Genomic DNA, 16,816 nt, shown 5'->3' with positions numbered 1-16,816 from the left:
TTCATGCTGGTAAACCCGAACGCGCGAGACTTTTCGATTTTTGCCTCACCTTTTTCGGCGGGTTAAGTGATCTCCTATGCGTAAATCTTATTAGTATAGGACTCATATTTGATTTCTGAAAAAACTCAGGACAACTAAGAAGCCTTCTTGACTGTTGCCTATTGCCTATTGCCTGCCTACGCAAATTAGTTCAGAAATCAAAGCGGATTCCTATATTATCTCCATACTGTTGTTGATGAGCAACACTAATAGCGACGCCGAATAGCCCGTCGTAGCGATCGCTCCAATAACACCATCTGGCAAAGTCCGTTCATAACAGTGTTTTCGTTTTAAATTAGAAAATAGGTAATGAATTAAACTATCACCAATTACCAATCCCAAATTGCCACCGGAGATACACGCGGATATCCGCTGACAATGTTTGGATAATTAGGGACTGGGGACTGGGGACTTAATTTTCCTACCAATCCTTAATACCCAATTCCACTCCATAAACAACTAAAAATCAAAATTCCAAAATTCTAAAGATGCAACCTACAGATCCGAATAAATTTACTGATAAAGCCTGGGAAGCAATTGTTAAATCTCAGGATATAGTCCGTGCTTATCAACAACAGCAACTAGATGTTGAACATTTAATTATTGCCCTGTTAGAAGAACCTACTAGTCTAGCAATACGCATTCTGGCTCGATCTGAGGTCGATCCAATCCGCTTGCAGCAACAGCTAGAAGCATTTACTCAACGCCAGCCCAAAGTTGGTAAAAGCGATCAGCTTTACCTTAGCCGCAATTTAGATATTTTACTAGACCGAGCCGAGGAAGCTAGAGCTAGGATGAAAGATTCCTACATTTCCGTGGAACATATACTCTTAGCCTTTGCTGAAGACGATCGCCTTGGACGAAAGATTCTCAAAGGCTTTAGTGCGGATGCAGCGAAACTAGAAGCTACTATCAAAGCCATTCGCGGTAGCCAAAAGGTGACAGATCAAAGCCCAGAATCGCGCTATGAAGCCTTACAAAAATTTGGCAGAGATTTGACAGAACAGGCAAAAGCTGGAAAACTCGACCCGGTAATTGGGCGGGATGACGAAATTCGGCGGGTAATTCAAGTCTTGTCTCGTCGTAGCAAAAATAACCCTGTATTGATTGGTGAACCTGGAGTAGGCAAAACTGCGATCGCAGAAGCTTTAGCACAGCGGATGGTAAATGGTGACGTTCCCGAATCCCTAAAAAACCGCCAACTCATCTCTTTAGATATGGGCAGTTTGATTGCTGGGGCAAAATACCGGGGTGAATTTGAAGATCGTCTGAAATCTGTTCTCCGGGAAGTTACGGAATCTAACGGTCAAATTGTCCTGTTTATTGACGAACTGCATACGGTAGTTGGTGCAGGTTCCAACCAACAAGGAGCGATGGATGCGGGAAATCTGCTCAAACCAATGCTGGCGCGGGGAGAACTGCGTTGTATTGGCGCTACTACCCTAGATGAGTTTCGCAAACACATTGAGAAAGATGCTGCCCTAGAACGCCGCTTTCAGCAAGTATTTGTCGATCAGCCAACTGTGGAAAATACTATTTCCATTCTTCGGGGATTGAAAGAACGCTATGAAGTGCATCACAACGTCAAAATTTCTGATTCAGCTTTGGTAGCAGCAGCAACTCTGTCAGCACGTTATATTAGCGATCGCTTCCTACCAGACAAAGCTATTGACTTAGTTGATGAAGCAGCAGCACAATTGAAAATGGAGATTACCTCCAAACCAGCCGAATTGGAAACTATCGATCGCCGCCTCATGCAGTTAGAAATGGAAAAGCTGTCATTAGCTGGCGAAGAAAAGGGTACTCCCCAAACGAAAGAACGTTTAGAGCGCATTGAGCAAGAAATCGCCAGTTTGACCGAAAAACAGCAAGTATTTAATGAGCAATGGCAAGGTGAAAAGCAGCTATTGGAGGCTATAAGCGCCTTAAAGAAAGAAGAAGATGCGCTGCGAGTGCAAATTGAACAGGCGGAACGTGCTTATGACCTAAATAAAGCTGCCCAACTGAAGTATGGCAAATTAGAAGGAGTACAGCACGATCGCGAAGCCAAAGAAGCAAACCTTTTAGAAATTCAAAACCAAGGTTCCACTTTACTTCGAGAACAAGTCACTGAAGCCGATATTGCCGAAATCGTTGCCAAGTGGACAGGAATCCCTGTTAATCGCCTGTTGGAATCGGAACGGCAAAAATTGCTGCAACTAGAAAGTCATTTACATCAACGAGTCATTGGGCAAGAAGAGGCTGTAGAAGCAGTCGCAGCGGCAATTCGCCGCGCCCGTGCGGGGATGAAAGACCCCTCTCGCCCGATAGGTTCATTTTTGTTCATGGGCCCTACAGGTGTGGGCAAAACCGAACTCGCCCGTGCTTTAGCTCAGTTTCTCTTTGATTCTGATGATGCATTGGTGCGCTTAGATATGTCTGAGTATATGGAAAAACACTCAGTTTCTCGGTTAGTGGGAGCGCCTCCAGGATATGTAGGATACGAAGAAGGCGGTCAACTTTCCGAGGCAGTTCGCCGCCGTCCCTATTCGGTGGTGCTGCTGGATGAAGTGGAAAAAGCGCACCCAGATGTGTTCAATATTTTATTACAGGTGTTAGATGATGGGAGAATTACTGACTCTCAGGGAAGGACAGTAGATTTTCGTAACAGCGTCATTGTGATGACTAGTAACATTGGCAGCGAACATATCTTGGATGTATCTGGTGATGACTCCAAGTATGAAACGATGCGAAAGCGGGTAATGGATGGATTGCGATCGCATTTCCGCCCCGAATTTCTCAACCGCGTTGATGATATTATTCTCTTCCATACCCTCAGCCGCACGGAAATGCGGCATATCATCCGTATTCAACTCAAACGGGTAGAAAATCTCCTCCGCGAGCAAAAAATCTTCTTTGAGATATCCCAATCAGCCTGCGATCACCTTGTCGAATCAGGCTATGACCCAGTTTATGGTGCGCGTCCACTCAAACGAGCAATTCAGCGAGAAGTAGAAAACCCCCTCGCCACCAAGTTATTGGAAAATACTTTTATTTCTGGAGACACGATTATCATTGACAAAAATGAAAACGGTCTGTCTTTTAGCAAAAAAATGCTGGTGAAAGTGTCAATACCACAGATTGCTACATAGCACTAGATGAATTCAATTGAAACCCACATCTGTGGGTTTTGCCTGTAGGGATGCAGTTTATAAACCAATACAGTTCAGATAGAGCAACAAAACCCTCATGTAGAGACGCGATTTATCGCGTCTTCAAAGACCAATTACCACACCAATAACCCTTAACCCAAGCATATTGGTTTATAACCACCCTTTTTAACTTTATAAATGACCTCTTAATAAAGGCAATGTAAACAAAAAGATTCCCGACTTCTCTAAGAAGTTGGGAATTTTGGCTGAACATCTGATTATTTTGTACCCACCTGATATTTTTCCTTTAGCCGATGGGTATTATAAGCTTACTCTGCTAACAACATCTTCATAAATTCGCCTTCAAATAAAATACATTTCCGCAATTTTACTGTAAAGTCATGCTCTTCCTCCTGATCAGACTTGAATTAAATAATTTTGAAAAAATCAGTGTTTACCGGATAAAATCAACAATTTATGAATGATATAACTTTAAGTAAATTGTCTTTTGTTTTACCTACTTTATTTGGAAATTATTAAAACCAGATGCAGTAGTTAGATAAATATAGTCTTATATTTTACCTGTAAAAATCATTGGCAGGTATAAATTAAGATGCAAAAAAATAGGGAAGCAGCTATGTCTCGAAAACGTCATTTATTCAAGGCAATCCAAAAAACCTTCAAACAAATTAGTAAGCAGTTTTTATCTGCAATTAACAAGCAAATTATTTGGCTCCTCCGCACTATTTTTGGTACTCGAAGAAGACCTGGATCGGCAAATGCTGGCTTTGTGTTACCAACAGTGGCAATGGTAACTTTAGTAGTCGTATTGTTAACAACTGCAATTTTATTTCGGTCTTTTGAACGCTCCAAAAACGCTAGTAATGTTCGGGTGAATGAAGCGACAATACAAGCCGCTACCCCTGCCTTAGAGAGAGCTAAAGCCAAAATAACTGCACTATTTGCTGACCCCACTTTGCCACGTTCTGTTCCATCAAACGTAACACTATACAGTACCTTAACTAATAAACTTCCTGTCTATACATTTGGTGATGAAACTCCCATAAGCCTGCCTTATGACCTTGATGGAGACGATACGATTGAAGCAGATAGTAGTGTCATTTTAGAGAATAAAGAAAACTTACAAACAGCCTGGAAATTTCCTGCCGATACAGATAATAACGGTAAATTTGATAGCTTTATTCTCTACGGTATCTACTTCCGCACTCCCCCCCAAAATGGTACAACCCAAGAGAGAAAGAGAAGCCCACTAGATGCTAGAACACCTCCAATGCTACCAGCTAAAGCCGGTGGGGCTTGTGATGTAGCTGGTGAAACTAGTGCCAGCTTGGTAGGTGCTTCTGGTTGGTATAAGTTACCAACTGGTGAATTGAAAAAAAGCTTTTTCGTATATGCAGCAACGGTTCCTATTAGTAGTCTAAATGACGATCTTGATACAAACAAATATGAACAGTATCGAGGCAATAAAGGCTTCTCGGCTTTAGAAATGCAACAAGACCGTAGTCAAGTTCCCATTACTAATAATGCTGTAGTTTATGAAGATGACTTAGATATTACACCTGGCCCTAGATTTCGTTTGAATGGGCGCATTTTCACCAACAGTAATCTATTGATGGGTAGAAGTAATCAAGATATTACGCTATTCCAGGTCAGCAGTAGATATTCTTGTTATTACGAGCGAGAAAACGGCAGAATAGTTGTTGGTGGTAATGTTGCAGGTAATGGGCCAATAAGTGCTTCAGATGTTGGGGCAGTTCAAGTAGATTTATTTAGAGAAAATAATGCCCCTTTACAAACATCACTCGCAAGCACAAATAAATCTACCTCGAATGCCCCAAATCAAATTGCCTATAACAGTCAGGCCTATGCTCAACGCATCGACTTGTTGGTAAATGCACAGACACAAGTAACTCACCCTACAACTACTGACCCCCAAGAGGTCGAAGATAATAGAACCAAGCGGATTGCAGCCGACCCAAGTTTAGACTCAGATAAAGTACGTCGAGAAGAACTGGAAACCTACTTCAAAAAACGTACCAGACGAGTACCATTTAATGAGGTAGCTTATGGTACTGATGGTGTTGGTAGTTTTACTACAGCAAATGTTCTGGAAGGATACGAAAGTTCAGCAAGAAGTAACGCCTTACGTCCACCAGATAGCTGGATATATCCTACGAATACCAATACAACACTAACGCTAACTACATCAGAGTTACCTGCTACAGACCCAGCAACCTTAGAAACTTCTCCTGTAGTAGAATCACGATTAGGCGATCGCATTGTAGTAGGAAACAATCTACCTGAACTAAGATGGGACAGCACAAAAGAAATTTTTGTCGGAGAAGAAGAACCTGAAACTATTACTGGTGTGAAATGGACAGGTAGCACTACTAAAGATCGTACTCGTACTACTAGCGTCAAACAGTTGGCAGATTTAGGGGTAACAGGACGTGACGGATTCTGGGAAATAGCAGCCGCTTCACCCCGCGCTGATGTTCTTGATGTAGTAGGCGGACTGCGAGTAATTACAGGCGCAGGAGTATATAGAAGTACTGGCTCTGGACTACCTACGACTTCATCATTAGTAGTCTGGCCTGACACTATGCCCATGCTAGTACCTGATCCTGCTAATCCTATCGACGGTACTCCAACACGTGGGCATTTGGTGATGCGTGCCACAGCAGTTTATCACTACAACCGTGATCCCTATGATCCTAATAATGCGACTACACCAGATCATTATCAAACACCTATAGCCTGTGTCAGCAGCTATTACAATCCCACTAATCAAACAACAGCAACCACAAACACCTACGATCCACTCGTTTCAACAACAGCAGCAGCTTCTAATAATGGGATCGTTTATGAAATTTCCGATACTACATCTGATGAAATAACTAGAGGACAGACTTTAACCAGTGGATTGTTTACAACTGCGGCGAATGCTGATGATGTAACGAACACTGCTGTAACTTTGCTAGATCGCTTAAAGTATCAAGCCAACTTGACATTTCCTAACGGTCGTTTTGTAAATCCGCTACTGCGTCAAGCACTACTCAAAGCAACAGATAAAGACCTCACATTATCTGAGCAATCAGCAATTGATTCGACAATCTGTGCAATAGAAATTGCCGATGGAACTCTCTCAACGAGTGAAACTTATGTTCCTAATGATGCAATTAAGGAAACTACATTTCTTGACGCCAGACAAATTAAAGCTATAGATAAAGGTGGCGCATTAACCGGAAACTACAATTTAGAAGTTGAACAGCGCCAACCTTTAGAAATTCGTGCCACTGTCATAGATTTAAATAAGCTTCGTACAACTCCAATCGCTGGTACTTGGTCTAACGAATATCTGTTACCCAATAGTGGCATTATCTATGCATCTCGTGATGATGCTCAAAAAGATGCCAGTAACTCAAGTGAAAATGTCAGTGCTACTGACTACAGGCTTGATCCAGAGCGGCGACCCAATGCCATTATGTTGATTAATGGCAGTGATTTGAGCCGCGAGAACGATTACAGAGCAGAAGAAAAAGGCTTAGTTTTAGCAACTGACCTGCCAGCTTATGTTAAAGGTAATTTTAATCTGCATACCAAGCAAGAATTTAAAGATGCGGGTCTTTTACCTCCTCCCAGTGATGCTACTTACGATAGTAAATTTTACACTCGTGCTGCGGCAAATCGCGATCCTGACTTTGCTTGTCGTCCAGAAGATTCTAGACTACCTAATTGCGAAGATGGCGAAACCTGGCGATCTGCATCAGTGATTGCTGATGCTGTCACCTTGCTTTCTGGTAACTTCCGCGAAGGTTTTCGTAATGAGGGTGATTACGACTTACGAAATAACCAAGGAAGTGACCCTAACATCGTACTCAGCCGACTGAGGGCGGGTTTCTGGAATAACAACTTCGTCACTTCATCTAAATTCTTCACTGACTCTGGTGGTGATGCCTACTACAAGGGTACTCCCACTAGTACTGACAATAACAGTTCTTATTTGAACAACTTTGTCACACCCATTCAGCGCCGAGGAAATTTCCCAGAGTATGTAATGGAAATGTGCTTCAAGATACCAGTTTCACAATGTGAACCAGGTGACTGGCATGTGGGTTTAGATAATGATGATAACCTAACCAATACTTTAACCTCAGCAGAAATCCTAAAAAGGTCTAGTGAGGTAATAGATGCAAATCCTGACAAACTCTTAGCTGGTACAACTGCGCGATCGCCAAGGGCTGGTTTTGAACGGTTTGCTCGTAGGGTCGCGTTCAAACGGACATACAATGCTGGTGCTGATTTTGCCAAGCTGGTTAATACTGCTAATACTCCCATAACTTTTAGTGCCGCTACTCCTATTCCAGTAGGTATCAAATCAGGTTTAGTAAAAGAACTTCCGCCATTTACTGCAAGTGGTACGCTAGACCCGAATAGCATACCTGACATAGCGACTAATGCTCTATGGTTTGCAACCACGACAAGTAATTCTACTAGCCCTCCAGGGTTCAACACTGGCGAGATAAAATACAACAATACTAATCGTCTATTCTACAGGTATCCGCAACTACCAGCTTCTGGTTCGCTTAGAGATTTCCCCGGAGCCACATCGCCATTCACGACTACACCCATCAGAAATGCGTTGTACCAGCCGCTATTAGAACCTGTATTGCAATTACAGGTAACAACCACTACAGGGCCTCAAGATCAAGATTATGCCAGTTTAGCAGGAGGATTATCCACTGTCGTTAAAAATACTAGATGGTTGTCTAGAGCAAGTGAAACAACTTTTAATCTAGTAATTGCAGCTGGTGATACTCCTGCTCGTGTGGGTGCAACTAGCTACGAAATCAATGGGGGTTTGCATAACTTTGTACGCTTCTTAGAAAATTGGGATGGGGTTAATGCCAATATCAGCGGTTCATTCATCCAATTTAAACGCAGTATCTATGCTACTGCACCATTCCAAGTTCTTGTCAGACCAGGACCAACAACTGCTCCTGCAACCTCTTCTAACCCTAATGCTCTTACCGCCACTGCCAATAACAGTATCTTTATTAGAATTCTGAATTCTAATAGACCTGGTTACACATCAGATAGTACTTCTATAAGTACTGCTGCTGCTGGGGAAGCGCCTTATTATATGCCTCCTAACCGTAACTGGGGTTTTGATGTGGCCTTACTGGCGCAAAATCCCGACTTGTTTGCCCAGCGTTTTGTAATTCCAGCAACAGATCCTCCAAATGAATACTTCAGAGAAGTAGGTCGGGATGACCTTTGGGTGAAAACTCTGTTGTGTGGTGTCCAAACTGAAGCAGCAGATGGGTTTGATATGCCTCCTGCGGACAGCACCTTCTTTGGCAGCGGTTTAAAATTTGCACTACCTGAAAGTGAACGTCCTGGTGACTGCAAACTCCAACCATCATAGTCATCTGTCTCATTAATTTTGCAAGGTTTGTAGTGAGCGATAAATCGCTCAATTTTAGGCACTGAAGTGCTTAAAATTCTAGGACTAAAGTCCTGACTACAAACTTATCTAACCTTCAAAACTAATGACATGAACTAGTAGTACAGCACGGCGCAAATAAACCACCCATTTGAAATATCTGAAACCCTTGCAAAAACGTAATTACGAATTACGCGCAGCGTTACTGGTACTATTTTAGATTTTGGATTTTAAATTTCTATGAACCCACACCAACTACAAGAATCATCTGCTCAGTCTAGCCAGTCTGGTTTTACGATCATTGAGTCGCTGGTGGCAATCCTCGTAGTTAGCGTTTTGCTGGTTGCGATCGCACCTGTCCTAGTCATCTCAACCGCAACTCGTGTGCAAGCTAGACGCATAGAATTGGCAACAGGAGCGGCTAAAGCCTTCGTTGATGCTATTAAGTCTAAAACAATCTCAGAAAATAGCATCACAGATACAATGTCCCCAGTACTCACAGCTGCAACCGCTACCACAAAACTTGCAACTGCAACAACTAATAGCGATTTACAGCGCTATTTACTAGGCAGTGCTGGTGTTCCCGCAAACACAAGTACATTGTATTGCTTTCACAACAATGGCAAAATCACTCTGCCAAGCGACTGTACAACCTATAAAACAACCAGCCCAGTTCAGTTTTACATTCAGGCTTTTGGCAATACAGTTGGAACTATCAGCACAAATAGCGCTCAAATTGATAAGGGTCAAGGCTATCGTTTGGGAATTCGGGTGTATCGTTCAGATGCCGAGTTTGGCTCTCTCAAGAAAAGTGATTTAAACGATGCTACCAATGGCAACCAAAAAACAGCAGCAACATTTACAGGGGGACTAGGCGACCGCAAAGCACCACTAGTAGAAATGACAACTGAAATTGTTAGGGGTCAAAGCTCCTATAGCGCTTTATGCGGAAGGCTTGGTGGTTGTCAATAATTAACCCAGCAAACATAAATAATTTTATGACTCAGTATCCGTCACTAAGGAGAAACTATAGCAAGATGAATATATTGAGGTGGCTGTTAAGTACTCAGCTAAAACTCTCTCACCAGCAAAACAAAAATAGTGGCTTCACCCTGATTGAACTACTAGTAGCTATGATCATTGCATTCCTGGTAATTACGCCGTTGCTAGGTTTTATGATCAGCGTTTTAAACACTGACCGCCAGGAACAAGCTAAAGCCACCTCTGAGCAAGAAATTAAAGCAGCGCTTGACTATATCACTCGCGATCTCCAACAAGCACTATATATATATGATGCTACTGGAATTGCTTGTCTAAGCGGTACTGTTGATACTATTAATACTCCTAGTACTTGCCCAAATGCAGGTACAACTGGGAATCAACTACCTAGTGCAACAGATAGAGTTCCTGTGCTTGTCTTTTGGAAACGAGAATTAGTTAATCAAGCAATTACAATTACAGGCACTCAAAAAGATGATACTTTTGTTTACTCATTAGTTGCCTACTATTTAATTAAAGACAATAATCCTAACTGGTCTAAAGCTGCCCGCATTGCCAGATGGGAAATTAAAGATGGCGTTCCAAATGCTGCTGCTACAGAAGGTGATTGCGATGGATTTGCCACCGAAAAATATCTTCCATGTCCAGATAAAGGTTTTAAACCATTTGACGTGTCACAAAAAGGCATAAAACTACAAGCAAAAATGAATAGTTGGACAAATAGTTTGGCAGGGGAACCTTACGATCAAGATGCCGTAGTTTTGGTTGATTTTATAGATCAAACAACAATAGCACAGGGAGCGCCAGCAGTGACATGCTCTGCTAACTTTAGTCAAATTCCAGTAGCAGCAACTAGTGTCAGAACAGGATTCTATGCTTGTGTAAATTCAGTTAGCGCAAATAATAGAAGTGCTGTTGAAGTTTATTTAAGAGGTAACGCACAAGCTCGCTTATTAGAAGATGAAACTAAAGTACGTTACGCCGAAAGTAAATCTAGTTATTTTCCGAGTGCAAACATTAAGGTTCAAGGAAGCAGCTTTATATTTAGCAAATAGCTTCTATCTTTGACAAAGATTAATAAAAGCAGGATAGTATGCAGAACATTTCTAGTTTAAAATTATTCGATTATTTCCAGTTACACAGCAAAAAAACAAAACAAAAGCAGCAATATTTAGTAAATCGACACTATAGCTACAATCGAGATGATCCTGGTTTTAGCCTGATAGAATTAACAGTAGTACTGTTATTGGTAGCAATTTTAGCAGCGATCGCAGCTCCTGGTTGGAGCGCTTTTGTAAATCGGCAACGGGTAAATAAGGTTAATGACGCTGTTTTCGCCGCACTACAAGATGCACAGCGCGAAGCTAAAAAGAAAAAACTCAGCTACAGTGTCAGTTTGAAAGTTGAAGACAACCTTCCCAAGTTCCTTATTCATCAAGGTTCTGTTCCACCAAGTTCGGGTGTTGTATGGAAGTCTTTAGGCGAGGATATGGCGTCTAATCCAGGGCAAGTTCTGTTGTATACAAATATTTCTGCTTCCAATACAAAAAATGCCACTGGTAACATAGTTGAGACTGCACCAGGAACTGGCACTATTACTTTTGACTACATAGGTGTTTTGGCAAATAAGTCTGGTGGTACTGTTGCCGATACGTGTCTAAAAGTGATGGTAGCTGCACCCAAAACAGGAACTATTGAGGCTAGTTCATTAAAACGCTATGTCATAGTGCAAACTCTTCTTGGGGGAATGCGGACAGCAAAAGATCCTGCGTGCAATAATTAAATATTTTTTTGTAGCGAAACCTATAAAAAATTCCATATAAATACGGTACATAAAACTGCACTTTGAGAGCAAAATTGTAACATCCAGTGCAGTTTTCTGATTTGTAATACCTGACAAATCGCCCTAATAAAACATAACTTTGGGAAAATGACTGAGAACCTTGACTTTACTGTAGCTATCCCAACTTATAACGGTGAAAGTCGTTTGCCTGAACTACTAGAACGACTACAAAACCAACTTCACACCGAAAATTTATCTTGGGAAATTATAGTTGTAGACAACAATAGCACTGATAACACAGCTAAAGTCGTTCAAAACTATCAAAATAGTTGGCAGTGTACTTACCCTTTAAAGTATTGCTTTGAAGCAAAACAAGGCGCTGCTTATGCCCGAAAAAAGGCAGTTGCAGAAGCTAAAGGTAGATTTATAGGTTTTCTAGATGACGACAACTATCCAGTATCAAATTGGGTATCCGCAGCTTATAATTTTGGTGAAAAATACCCCAAAGCGGGAGCTTATGGTAGCCAAATTCACCCGGACTGGGAAGTAGAACCACCGGAAAACTTTAAGCGAATTGCTCCATTTTTAGCCATTACAGAGCGGGGCAATCTACCGCTATTATATGAAGCATCTAAAAAATTACTGCCACCCTCTGCCGGACTTGTTGTTCGTAAACAAGCGTGGTTAGAAAGTGTGCCAGATAAGTCTATTTTAACTGGAAGAGTTAAAGGCAATATGCTTACCAGTGAAGACTTAGAAATGTTGTCTTATATCCAAAAATCAGGATGGGAGATTTGGTATAACCCAGAAATGGAAATTTCTCATAAAATCCCAGAATCTCGTTTACAAAAAGATTATTTAATTCCGTTTTTTCGAGGTATTGGACTTAGCCGTTATGTTACTAGAATGGTTAATATAAAACAGATATATAGACCAGTAGCTCTTTTATCTTATATGATAAATGACCTGCGTAAAATTACTTTTCATTTATTAAAATATCGAACTAAGCTAAAACAGGATTTGGTAGTTGCTTGTGAAATGGAACTTTTTGTTAGTAGCTTAATTAGTCCTTTTTATCTTTGGAAAAATGGATATTTCAAGAAATAAATTATCAAAATATTAGGTATTATGACTGAATTAGCAGTTGAAAATTTAGATGTTAGCATAGCCATTCCTGCATATAATGGAGCAACCCGATTACCTAAAATTTTGGATAAACTCTTATCCCAGACAGGAGTAGAAAATCTTAATTGGGAAATTATTATTGTTGATAACAATAGTTCTGATAACACATCTGAAATCATCCAGAATTACCAAAAAATATATGATGGAAACTGTCATTTAAGATATTTTTTAGAACCCGAACAGGGAGCAGCTTTTGCACGACTGAGGGCTGTACGTGAAGCTAAAGGGCAGCTAATCGCATTTTTAGATGATGATAACTTACCTGCACCTGATTGGTTAGCAGAAGCATATAAATTTGGATTAGAGCATCCTCAAGCAGGCGCTTGGAGTGGACAGATTCATGGTGATTTTGAAGTAAAGCCACCAGAACATTTTGAAAAAATTCAAGGTTTTTTAGCTATTAGGGAACATGGTTCAAATCCACATTTGTTTGATGCGGATAATTTAAGACTTCCTCCTGGTGCGGCGCTTGTTGTTCGCAAAGAAGTATGGCGCAAAAATGTCCCACAACGACCTAATTTAAGTGGCAAGCTGCCTGGTATTTTAGTGCAGGGTGATGACTATGAACCATTGCTTTACATACATTATGCAGGCTGGCAAATTTGGTATAACCCTACCATGCATACTTATCATCAAATACCACATTGGCGACTTGAGAAAGATTACCTCTTAACTCTGGCACGCGGCTGTGGCTTGTGTATTTTCCAGTTACGCTTGATAAATACCACAAATTGGCAAAAACCAATTGTGTTTATAAAAACTATTTTAGGAAATTTACGCCGAGCATTACAGCACTTGATTCACTATAGAGGGCAATTTAAAACTAATCTAATTGCTCTTTTTGAGATGGAGTTTTACTTAGCTAGTATGATGAGTCCTCTCTACTACTTAAAATGCCATTTTGGCAAAGTATTAAAAAATAAATTAGCCCTATAAAATTATGAAAACCAGCAAAAAATTGCCAAAAATCTCTGTAATCATCCCTGCTTATAATAGTGAAAAGACTATTAAGCAGACAATTCAATCTGTTTTAAATCAAACTTTTACTAACATAGAATTAATTGTAATTAATGATGGTTCACAAGACTCAACTTTAGAAGTTGTTACACAAATCCAAGACTCACGAATAAAAGTATTTTCTTATTCCAATGCTGGCGGAAACGTCAGCCGGAACCGAGGGCTACACCGTGCAGTTGGAGAATTTGTTAGTTTCTTAGATGCAGATGATCTTTGGATACCTGATAAACTTCACTCTCAGTTCAAGGCTCTGCAAGAAAACGTTACTGCAAAAGTTGCTTACAGTTGGACTGATTATATTGATACAAATGGTAAATTTCTGCTTTCAGGTAAGCGGATTAATGTAAATGGAAATGCTTATGATCAGTTGTTATTAAATAACTTTCTAGAAAATGGTTCAAATCCCTTAATTTCTAGAAAAGCTTTAATTACATTAGGTGGCTTTGACGAATCTCTCAATGCCGCTCAGGATTGGGATATGTGGCTGCGATTAGCCTCTAAGTTTGATTTTATATGTGTACCATCTGTACAAATCTTATATCGCATAAGTGCTAATTCAGTTTCCTCCAACCTTGTCAGGCAGGAAAAAACCTGCTTACAAGTGCTTGAGAGAGCCTATAAGCAAAGACCTTCTCTACGAGACACTACGCAAACTACACTTAAACAGAGTTGGAATATAAGCCTAGCGAATTTATATAAATACCTTACCTGCAAAGCCTTACAAGAACCCTTTAATCGGCAAAAAGGTCTAGCAGCTGCTAAATTTCTGTGGAAGTATTTTCTTAACGACCCCTCAAGAATTCAGAATATAAATTTCACCCTAAAATTGTTACTGAAAATTGTCATAATTTTTACTTCGCCCACCTTGCTCTACAGTATTCTTAATCGGCGCGAAGTCAGAAACGAAGAAGCTGAAACATTGCTCAATATCTGGGTAGCTGAAAATCGACCAGAAAGCAAAAATGGATACCCAGGTGCATTTACGATCTCTAGTTAATGCAAAAAATCTCTGCAATAAGCACTCTAACAGTGGTTTTACCTTACCAGAGATGTTAGTAGTTGTTCTATTAATTGGTATATTAGCTACGATCGCAATACCCAACTGGCTAGCTTTTGTGGAGACTCGCCGTCTCAACACTGCTCAAAACGAAGTCTATTATGCTATGCGCCAAGCTCAAAGGCAAGCCACCAAAGATAAATTCACTTGGCAAGCCAGCTTTCGCGAACAAAACGGCATCGTTCAATGGGCGGTTCATCCTGCTACAGTAAACCCATCTAATGCTAACTGGAATAACTTAGATGCCAATGTTCGCTTAGATTCTGAGACAAACTTTCAATCATCACTCAGTACTGTACAAGAAGTTAGATTTGACTACAGAGGTAACGCCAAAGATTTAGGACGGATCGCGCTATCGATTAAGTCTGGTGGTAAAACTAAGCGTTGTGTGATTGTTTCTACGATTTTAGGAGCAATGCGAATGGGCAAAGATAATGCGATAGCTAAAGACAATAAGTATTGCTATTAAGATATTCTTAGTTCATTCAAACAAGGTATTGTGTGCTGAACTTACCAGCAAACGCAAAACAACACCTGATTATTTTTACTCGCTATCCAGAACCAGGTAAGGCAAAAACCCGGCTGATACCTGCTTTGGGAAATGTTGGTGCTGCCAATCTTCAACGCAAGATGACAGAACATACAATATTTCAGGTTCAAGAATTGCAAAAAGCCATTGACATATCTGTGGAAGTGCGGTTTGCAGGTGGCAATTCGCAACTCATGCAAGACTGGCTGGGGTTGGATTTAGTTTACCAGTCTCAAGGTGAAGGGGATCTAGGTTTGCGGATGGCGCGATCACTTTTTGATGCATTTGAATCTGGTGCAGAACAAGTAATTATCATTGGTACAGATTGTCCTGGAGTGAATCCCCAGATTCTAGCAACAGCCTTTGAGAAGTTACATACCTTTGATCTTGTACTTGGCCCTGCGATCGATGGTGGATATTACTTAATTGGTTTGTGTCAACCTATCCCAGAATTATTCGTTAACATCGAGTGGGGAACTGCTCAAGTTTTCCAGAAAACTGTGGACATTGCTCAGAAACTTAATTTATCACATGTAAATTTGTTGCCTTTAGCTGATGTTGACCGACCGGAGGATCTACTGATTTGGGAACAAGCTCTTGCAAGGGATATGGAAAAATGAGGGAGAAGTCTCCAAACTGGAGAGAGTCCCCTTTATCCTGCACCTTCTTGACAAAAGTGCAATTATCTCAGCCTATTACAGATAAATTGTAGGAAGTATTTTAGTAAACATTTCTGCCAATGTAGCAAATAACTTTTCAACGGATTTACTTATGGCTAAAAAATCTCAACCCAATCTGGAACAATACCAAGATGTCAGATTATCTGCTACTACAAGAATTTGGGTCATTACAGTAGCTATTCTCGGAGTTTGCGTCCCCCTATCAGCAGTTACTAGAAGTGGTGCTATTCTTCCTTTAGTTGCTATTGGTGGCGCAGCTGTTGGTACAGTTGCTGTTTGGCGTTCTGATGAGCAAAAATCAAAAACTAACTATTTGCAACAACAGCAAATAGAACTGTTAGAGCGGAGATTAGCGAATTTAGAAACAATTGTTAGCAGTGATGACTTGAACCTGCAAATGAAAATTAAACAGATCGAAGCAAGGGATACTTTCGGTGACTCCTCTAATGTAAGTACTACACCCAGACAACCAAAACGTAAAGGTTAAAATAATTCGTAATCACACTCATTCCTCACTAATGCTGCGCTACGGTAATTCGTAATTCCTGTACCGCAAGGGTTTCATAGATTTGGAATGGGTGTTTTACTTCTGCCAAGCTGTACTCGGTTATTTTTGTGTGGGTATTTGTTGACTTCACGTTACTGTACCCCTTAAAATCCCTCTCACATCAAACTTTCCTTTGCAGCTAGAAGTGTTTCCCTAGAAACAGTATCTCTTTGTCCATCTCCGTTAGAATTAACAGACATCATCTAATTTTATATATCTCAGTTGCATCAGTTCATGAAATGTCTAAGTGCTATCCATCTATCTCTTTCCCGGAAACATCTGCCAATGGCTGTGTTTTATTAGACTGCTAACATTACTGAATTTTTAATTAACTAAGGTTATAAACTTGAGTAATTGCATTGGTATAGCTTACCGTAGGTAT

The 16,816-nt window shown here is 40.6% G+C and carries 13 protein-coding genes; 11 read left to right on the top strand and 2 right to left on the bottom strand.

The genetic code is table 11. From position 1 onward, the window contains the following. Positions 1-210: 210 nt before the first annotated feature. Entirely contained in the window at positions 211-381 is a 171-nt protein-coding gene (locus ACWATR_RS16360) for a hypothetical protein (protein ID WP_460334380.1), read from the bottom strand. 146 nt (positions 382-527) lie between these two features. Between ACWATR_RS16360 and clpB the strand changes: the two genes are divergently transcribed. The 11 genes from clpB (at position 528) to ACWATR_RS16305 (ending at position 16,374) form a co-directional block, all read left to right on the top strand. Continuing rightward, positions 528-3,170: an ATP-dependent chaperone ClpB gene (gene clpB / locus ACWATR_RS16355; protein ID WP_460334377.1), complete on the top strand. Its 2,643-nt coding sequence runs from the start codon at positions 528-530 to the stop codon at positions 3,168-3,170. Between the two features lie 637 nt (positions 3,171-3,807). Then, positions 3,808-8,619 carry a hormogonium polysaccharide biosynthesis protein HpsA gene (gene hpsA, locus ACWATR_RS16350; RefSeq protein WP_460334375.1) on the top strand — a complete coding sequence of 1,604 codons (4,812 nt, stop codon included), beginning with the start codon at positions 3,808-3,810 and terminating at the stop codon, positions 8,617-8,619. Positions 8,620-8,877: 258 nt separating this feature from the next. Continuing rightward, positions 8,878-9,609: a hormogonium polysaccharide secretion pseudopilin HpsB gene (gene hpsB, locus ACWATR_RS16345; RefSeq protein WP_460334371.1), complete on the top strand. Its 732-nt coding sequence runs from the start codon at positions 8,878-8,880 to the stop codon at positions 9,607-9,609. Positions 9,610-9,674: 65 nt separating this feature from the next. After that, positions 9,675-10,691, top strand: a complete 1,017-nt coding sequence (hpsC, locus tag ACWATR_RS16340; protein WP_460334368.1) for a hormogonium polysaccharide secretion pseudopilin HpsC — start codon at positions 9,675-9,677, stop codon at positions 10,689-10,691. 38 nt (positions 10,692-10,729) lie between these two features. Continuing rightward, positions 10,730-11,419 carry a prepilin-type N-terminal cleavage/methylation domain-containing protein gene (locus ACWATR_RS16335; RefSeq protein ID WP_460334365.1) on the top strand — a complete coding sequence of 230 codons (690 nt, stop codon included), beginning with the start codon at positions 10,730-10,732 and terminating at the stop codon, positions 11,417-11,419. 147 nt (positions 11,420-11,566) lie between these two features. After that, positions 11,567-12,526, top strand: a complete 960-nt coding sequence (gene hpsE, locus ACWATR_RS16330) for a hormogonium polysaccharide biosynthesis glycosyltransferase HpsE (protein ID WP_460334362.1) — start codon at positions 11,567-11,569, stop codon at positions 12,524-12,526. A gap of 21 nt (positions 12,527-12,547) precedes the next feature. Further along, a complete protein-coding gene (gene hpsE / locus ACWATR_RS16325) occupies positions 12,548-13,540 on the top strand; it encodes a hormogonium polysaccharide biosynthesis glycosyltransferase HpsE (protein WP_460334359.1) in 993 nt (330 codons plus the stop codon). Between the two features lie 4 nt (positions 13,541-13,544). Further along, positions 13,545-14,618, top strand: coding sequence for a glycosyltransferase (locus ACWATR_RS16320; protein WP_460334356.1), 1,074 nt, complete (start codon positions 13,545-13,547; stop codon positions 14,616-14,618). Then, the gene (locus ACWATR_RS16315) at positions 14,584-15,147 is read left to right on the top strand and encodes a pilus assembly FimT family protein (RefSeq protein ID WP_460334353.1); all 564 of its coding nucleotides are present in this window, start codon (positions 14,584-14,586) and stop codon (positions 15,145-15,147) included. Before ACWATR_RS16320 ends, ACWATR_RS16315 begins: the two co-directional genes overlap by 35 nt. Positions 15,148-15,179: 32 nt before the next feature. Beyond that, positions 15,180-15,827 carry a TIGR04282 family arsenosugar biosynthesis glycosyltransferase gene (locus ACWATR_RS16310; protein ID WP_460334350.1) on the top strand — a complete coding sequence of 216 codons (648 nt, stop codon included), beginning with the start codon at positions 15,180-15,182 and terminating at the stop codon, positions 15,825-15,827. Between the two features lie 151 nt (positions 15,828-15,978). Beyond that, positions 15,979-16,374, top strand: a complete 396-nt coding sequence (locus ACWATR_RS16305; RefSeq protein WP_460334347.1) for a hypothetical protein — start codon at positions 15,979-15,981, stop codon at positions 16,372-16,374. A gap of 28 nt (positions 16,375-16,402) precedes the next feature. Here the strand turns inward: ACWATR_RS16305 and ACWATR_RS16300 are convergent, their stop codons facing one another. Beyond that, positions 16,403-16,525: a hypothetical protein gene (locus tag ACWATR_RS16300; RefSeq protein WP_460334344.1), complete on the bottom strand. Its 123-nt coding sequence runs from the start codon at positions 16,523-16,525 to the stop codon at positions 16,403-16,405. Between the last annotated feature and the right edge of the window lie 291 nt (positions 16,526-16,816).

Source organism: Nostoc sp. UIC 10890, from assembly GCF_054786515.1.
Note: the sequence above shows the minus strand (reverse complement) of the source record. Positions and strands in the feature narration are given on the sequence as shown.

What these genes read in the sequence shown, in the direction of transcription:
- clpB (WP_460334377.1), top strand. Translation starts at nt 528, where the DNA reads ATGCAACCTACAGATCCGAATAAATTTACTGATAAAGCCTGGGAAGCA.
- hpsA (WP_460334375.1), top strand. Translation starts at nt 3,808, where the DNA reads ATGTCTCGAAAACGTCATTTATTCAAGGCAATCCAAAAAACCTTCAAA.
- hpsB (WP_460334371.1), top strand. Translation starts at nt 8,878, where the DNA reads ATGAACCCACACCAACTACAAGAATCATCTGCTCAGTCTAGCCAGTCT.
- hpsC (WP_460334368.1), top strand. Translation starts at nt 9,675, where the DNA reads ATGAATATATTGAGGTGGCTGTTAAGTACTCAGCTAAAACTCTCTCAC.
- ACWATR_RS16335 (WP_460334365.1), top strand. Translation starts at nt 10,730, where the DNA reads ATGCAGAACATTTCTAGTTTAAAATTATTCGATTATTTCCAGTTACAC.
- hpsE (WP_460334362.1), top strand. Translation starts at nt 11,567, where the DNA reads ATGACTGAGAACCTTGACTTTACTGTAGCTATCCCAACTTATAACGGT.
- hpsE (WP_460334359.1), top strand. Translation starts at nt 12,548, where the DNA reads ATGACTGAATTAGCAGTTGAAAATTTAGATGTTAGCATAGCCATTCCT.
- ACWATR_RS16320 (WP_460334356.1), top strand. Translation starts at nt 13,545, where the DNA reads ATGAAAACCAGCAAAAAATTGCCAAAAATCTCTGTAATCATCCCTGCT.
- ACWATR_RS16315 (WP_460334353.1), top strand. Translation starts at nt 14,584, where the DNA reads ATGGATACCCAGGTGCATTTACGATCTCTAGTTAATGCAAAAAATCTC.
- ACWATR_RS16305 (WP_460334347.1), top strand. Translation starts at nt 15,979, where the DNA reads ATGGCTAAAAAATCTCAACCCAATCTGGAACAATACCAAGATGTCAGA.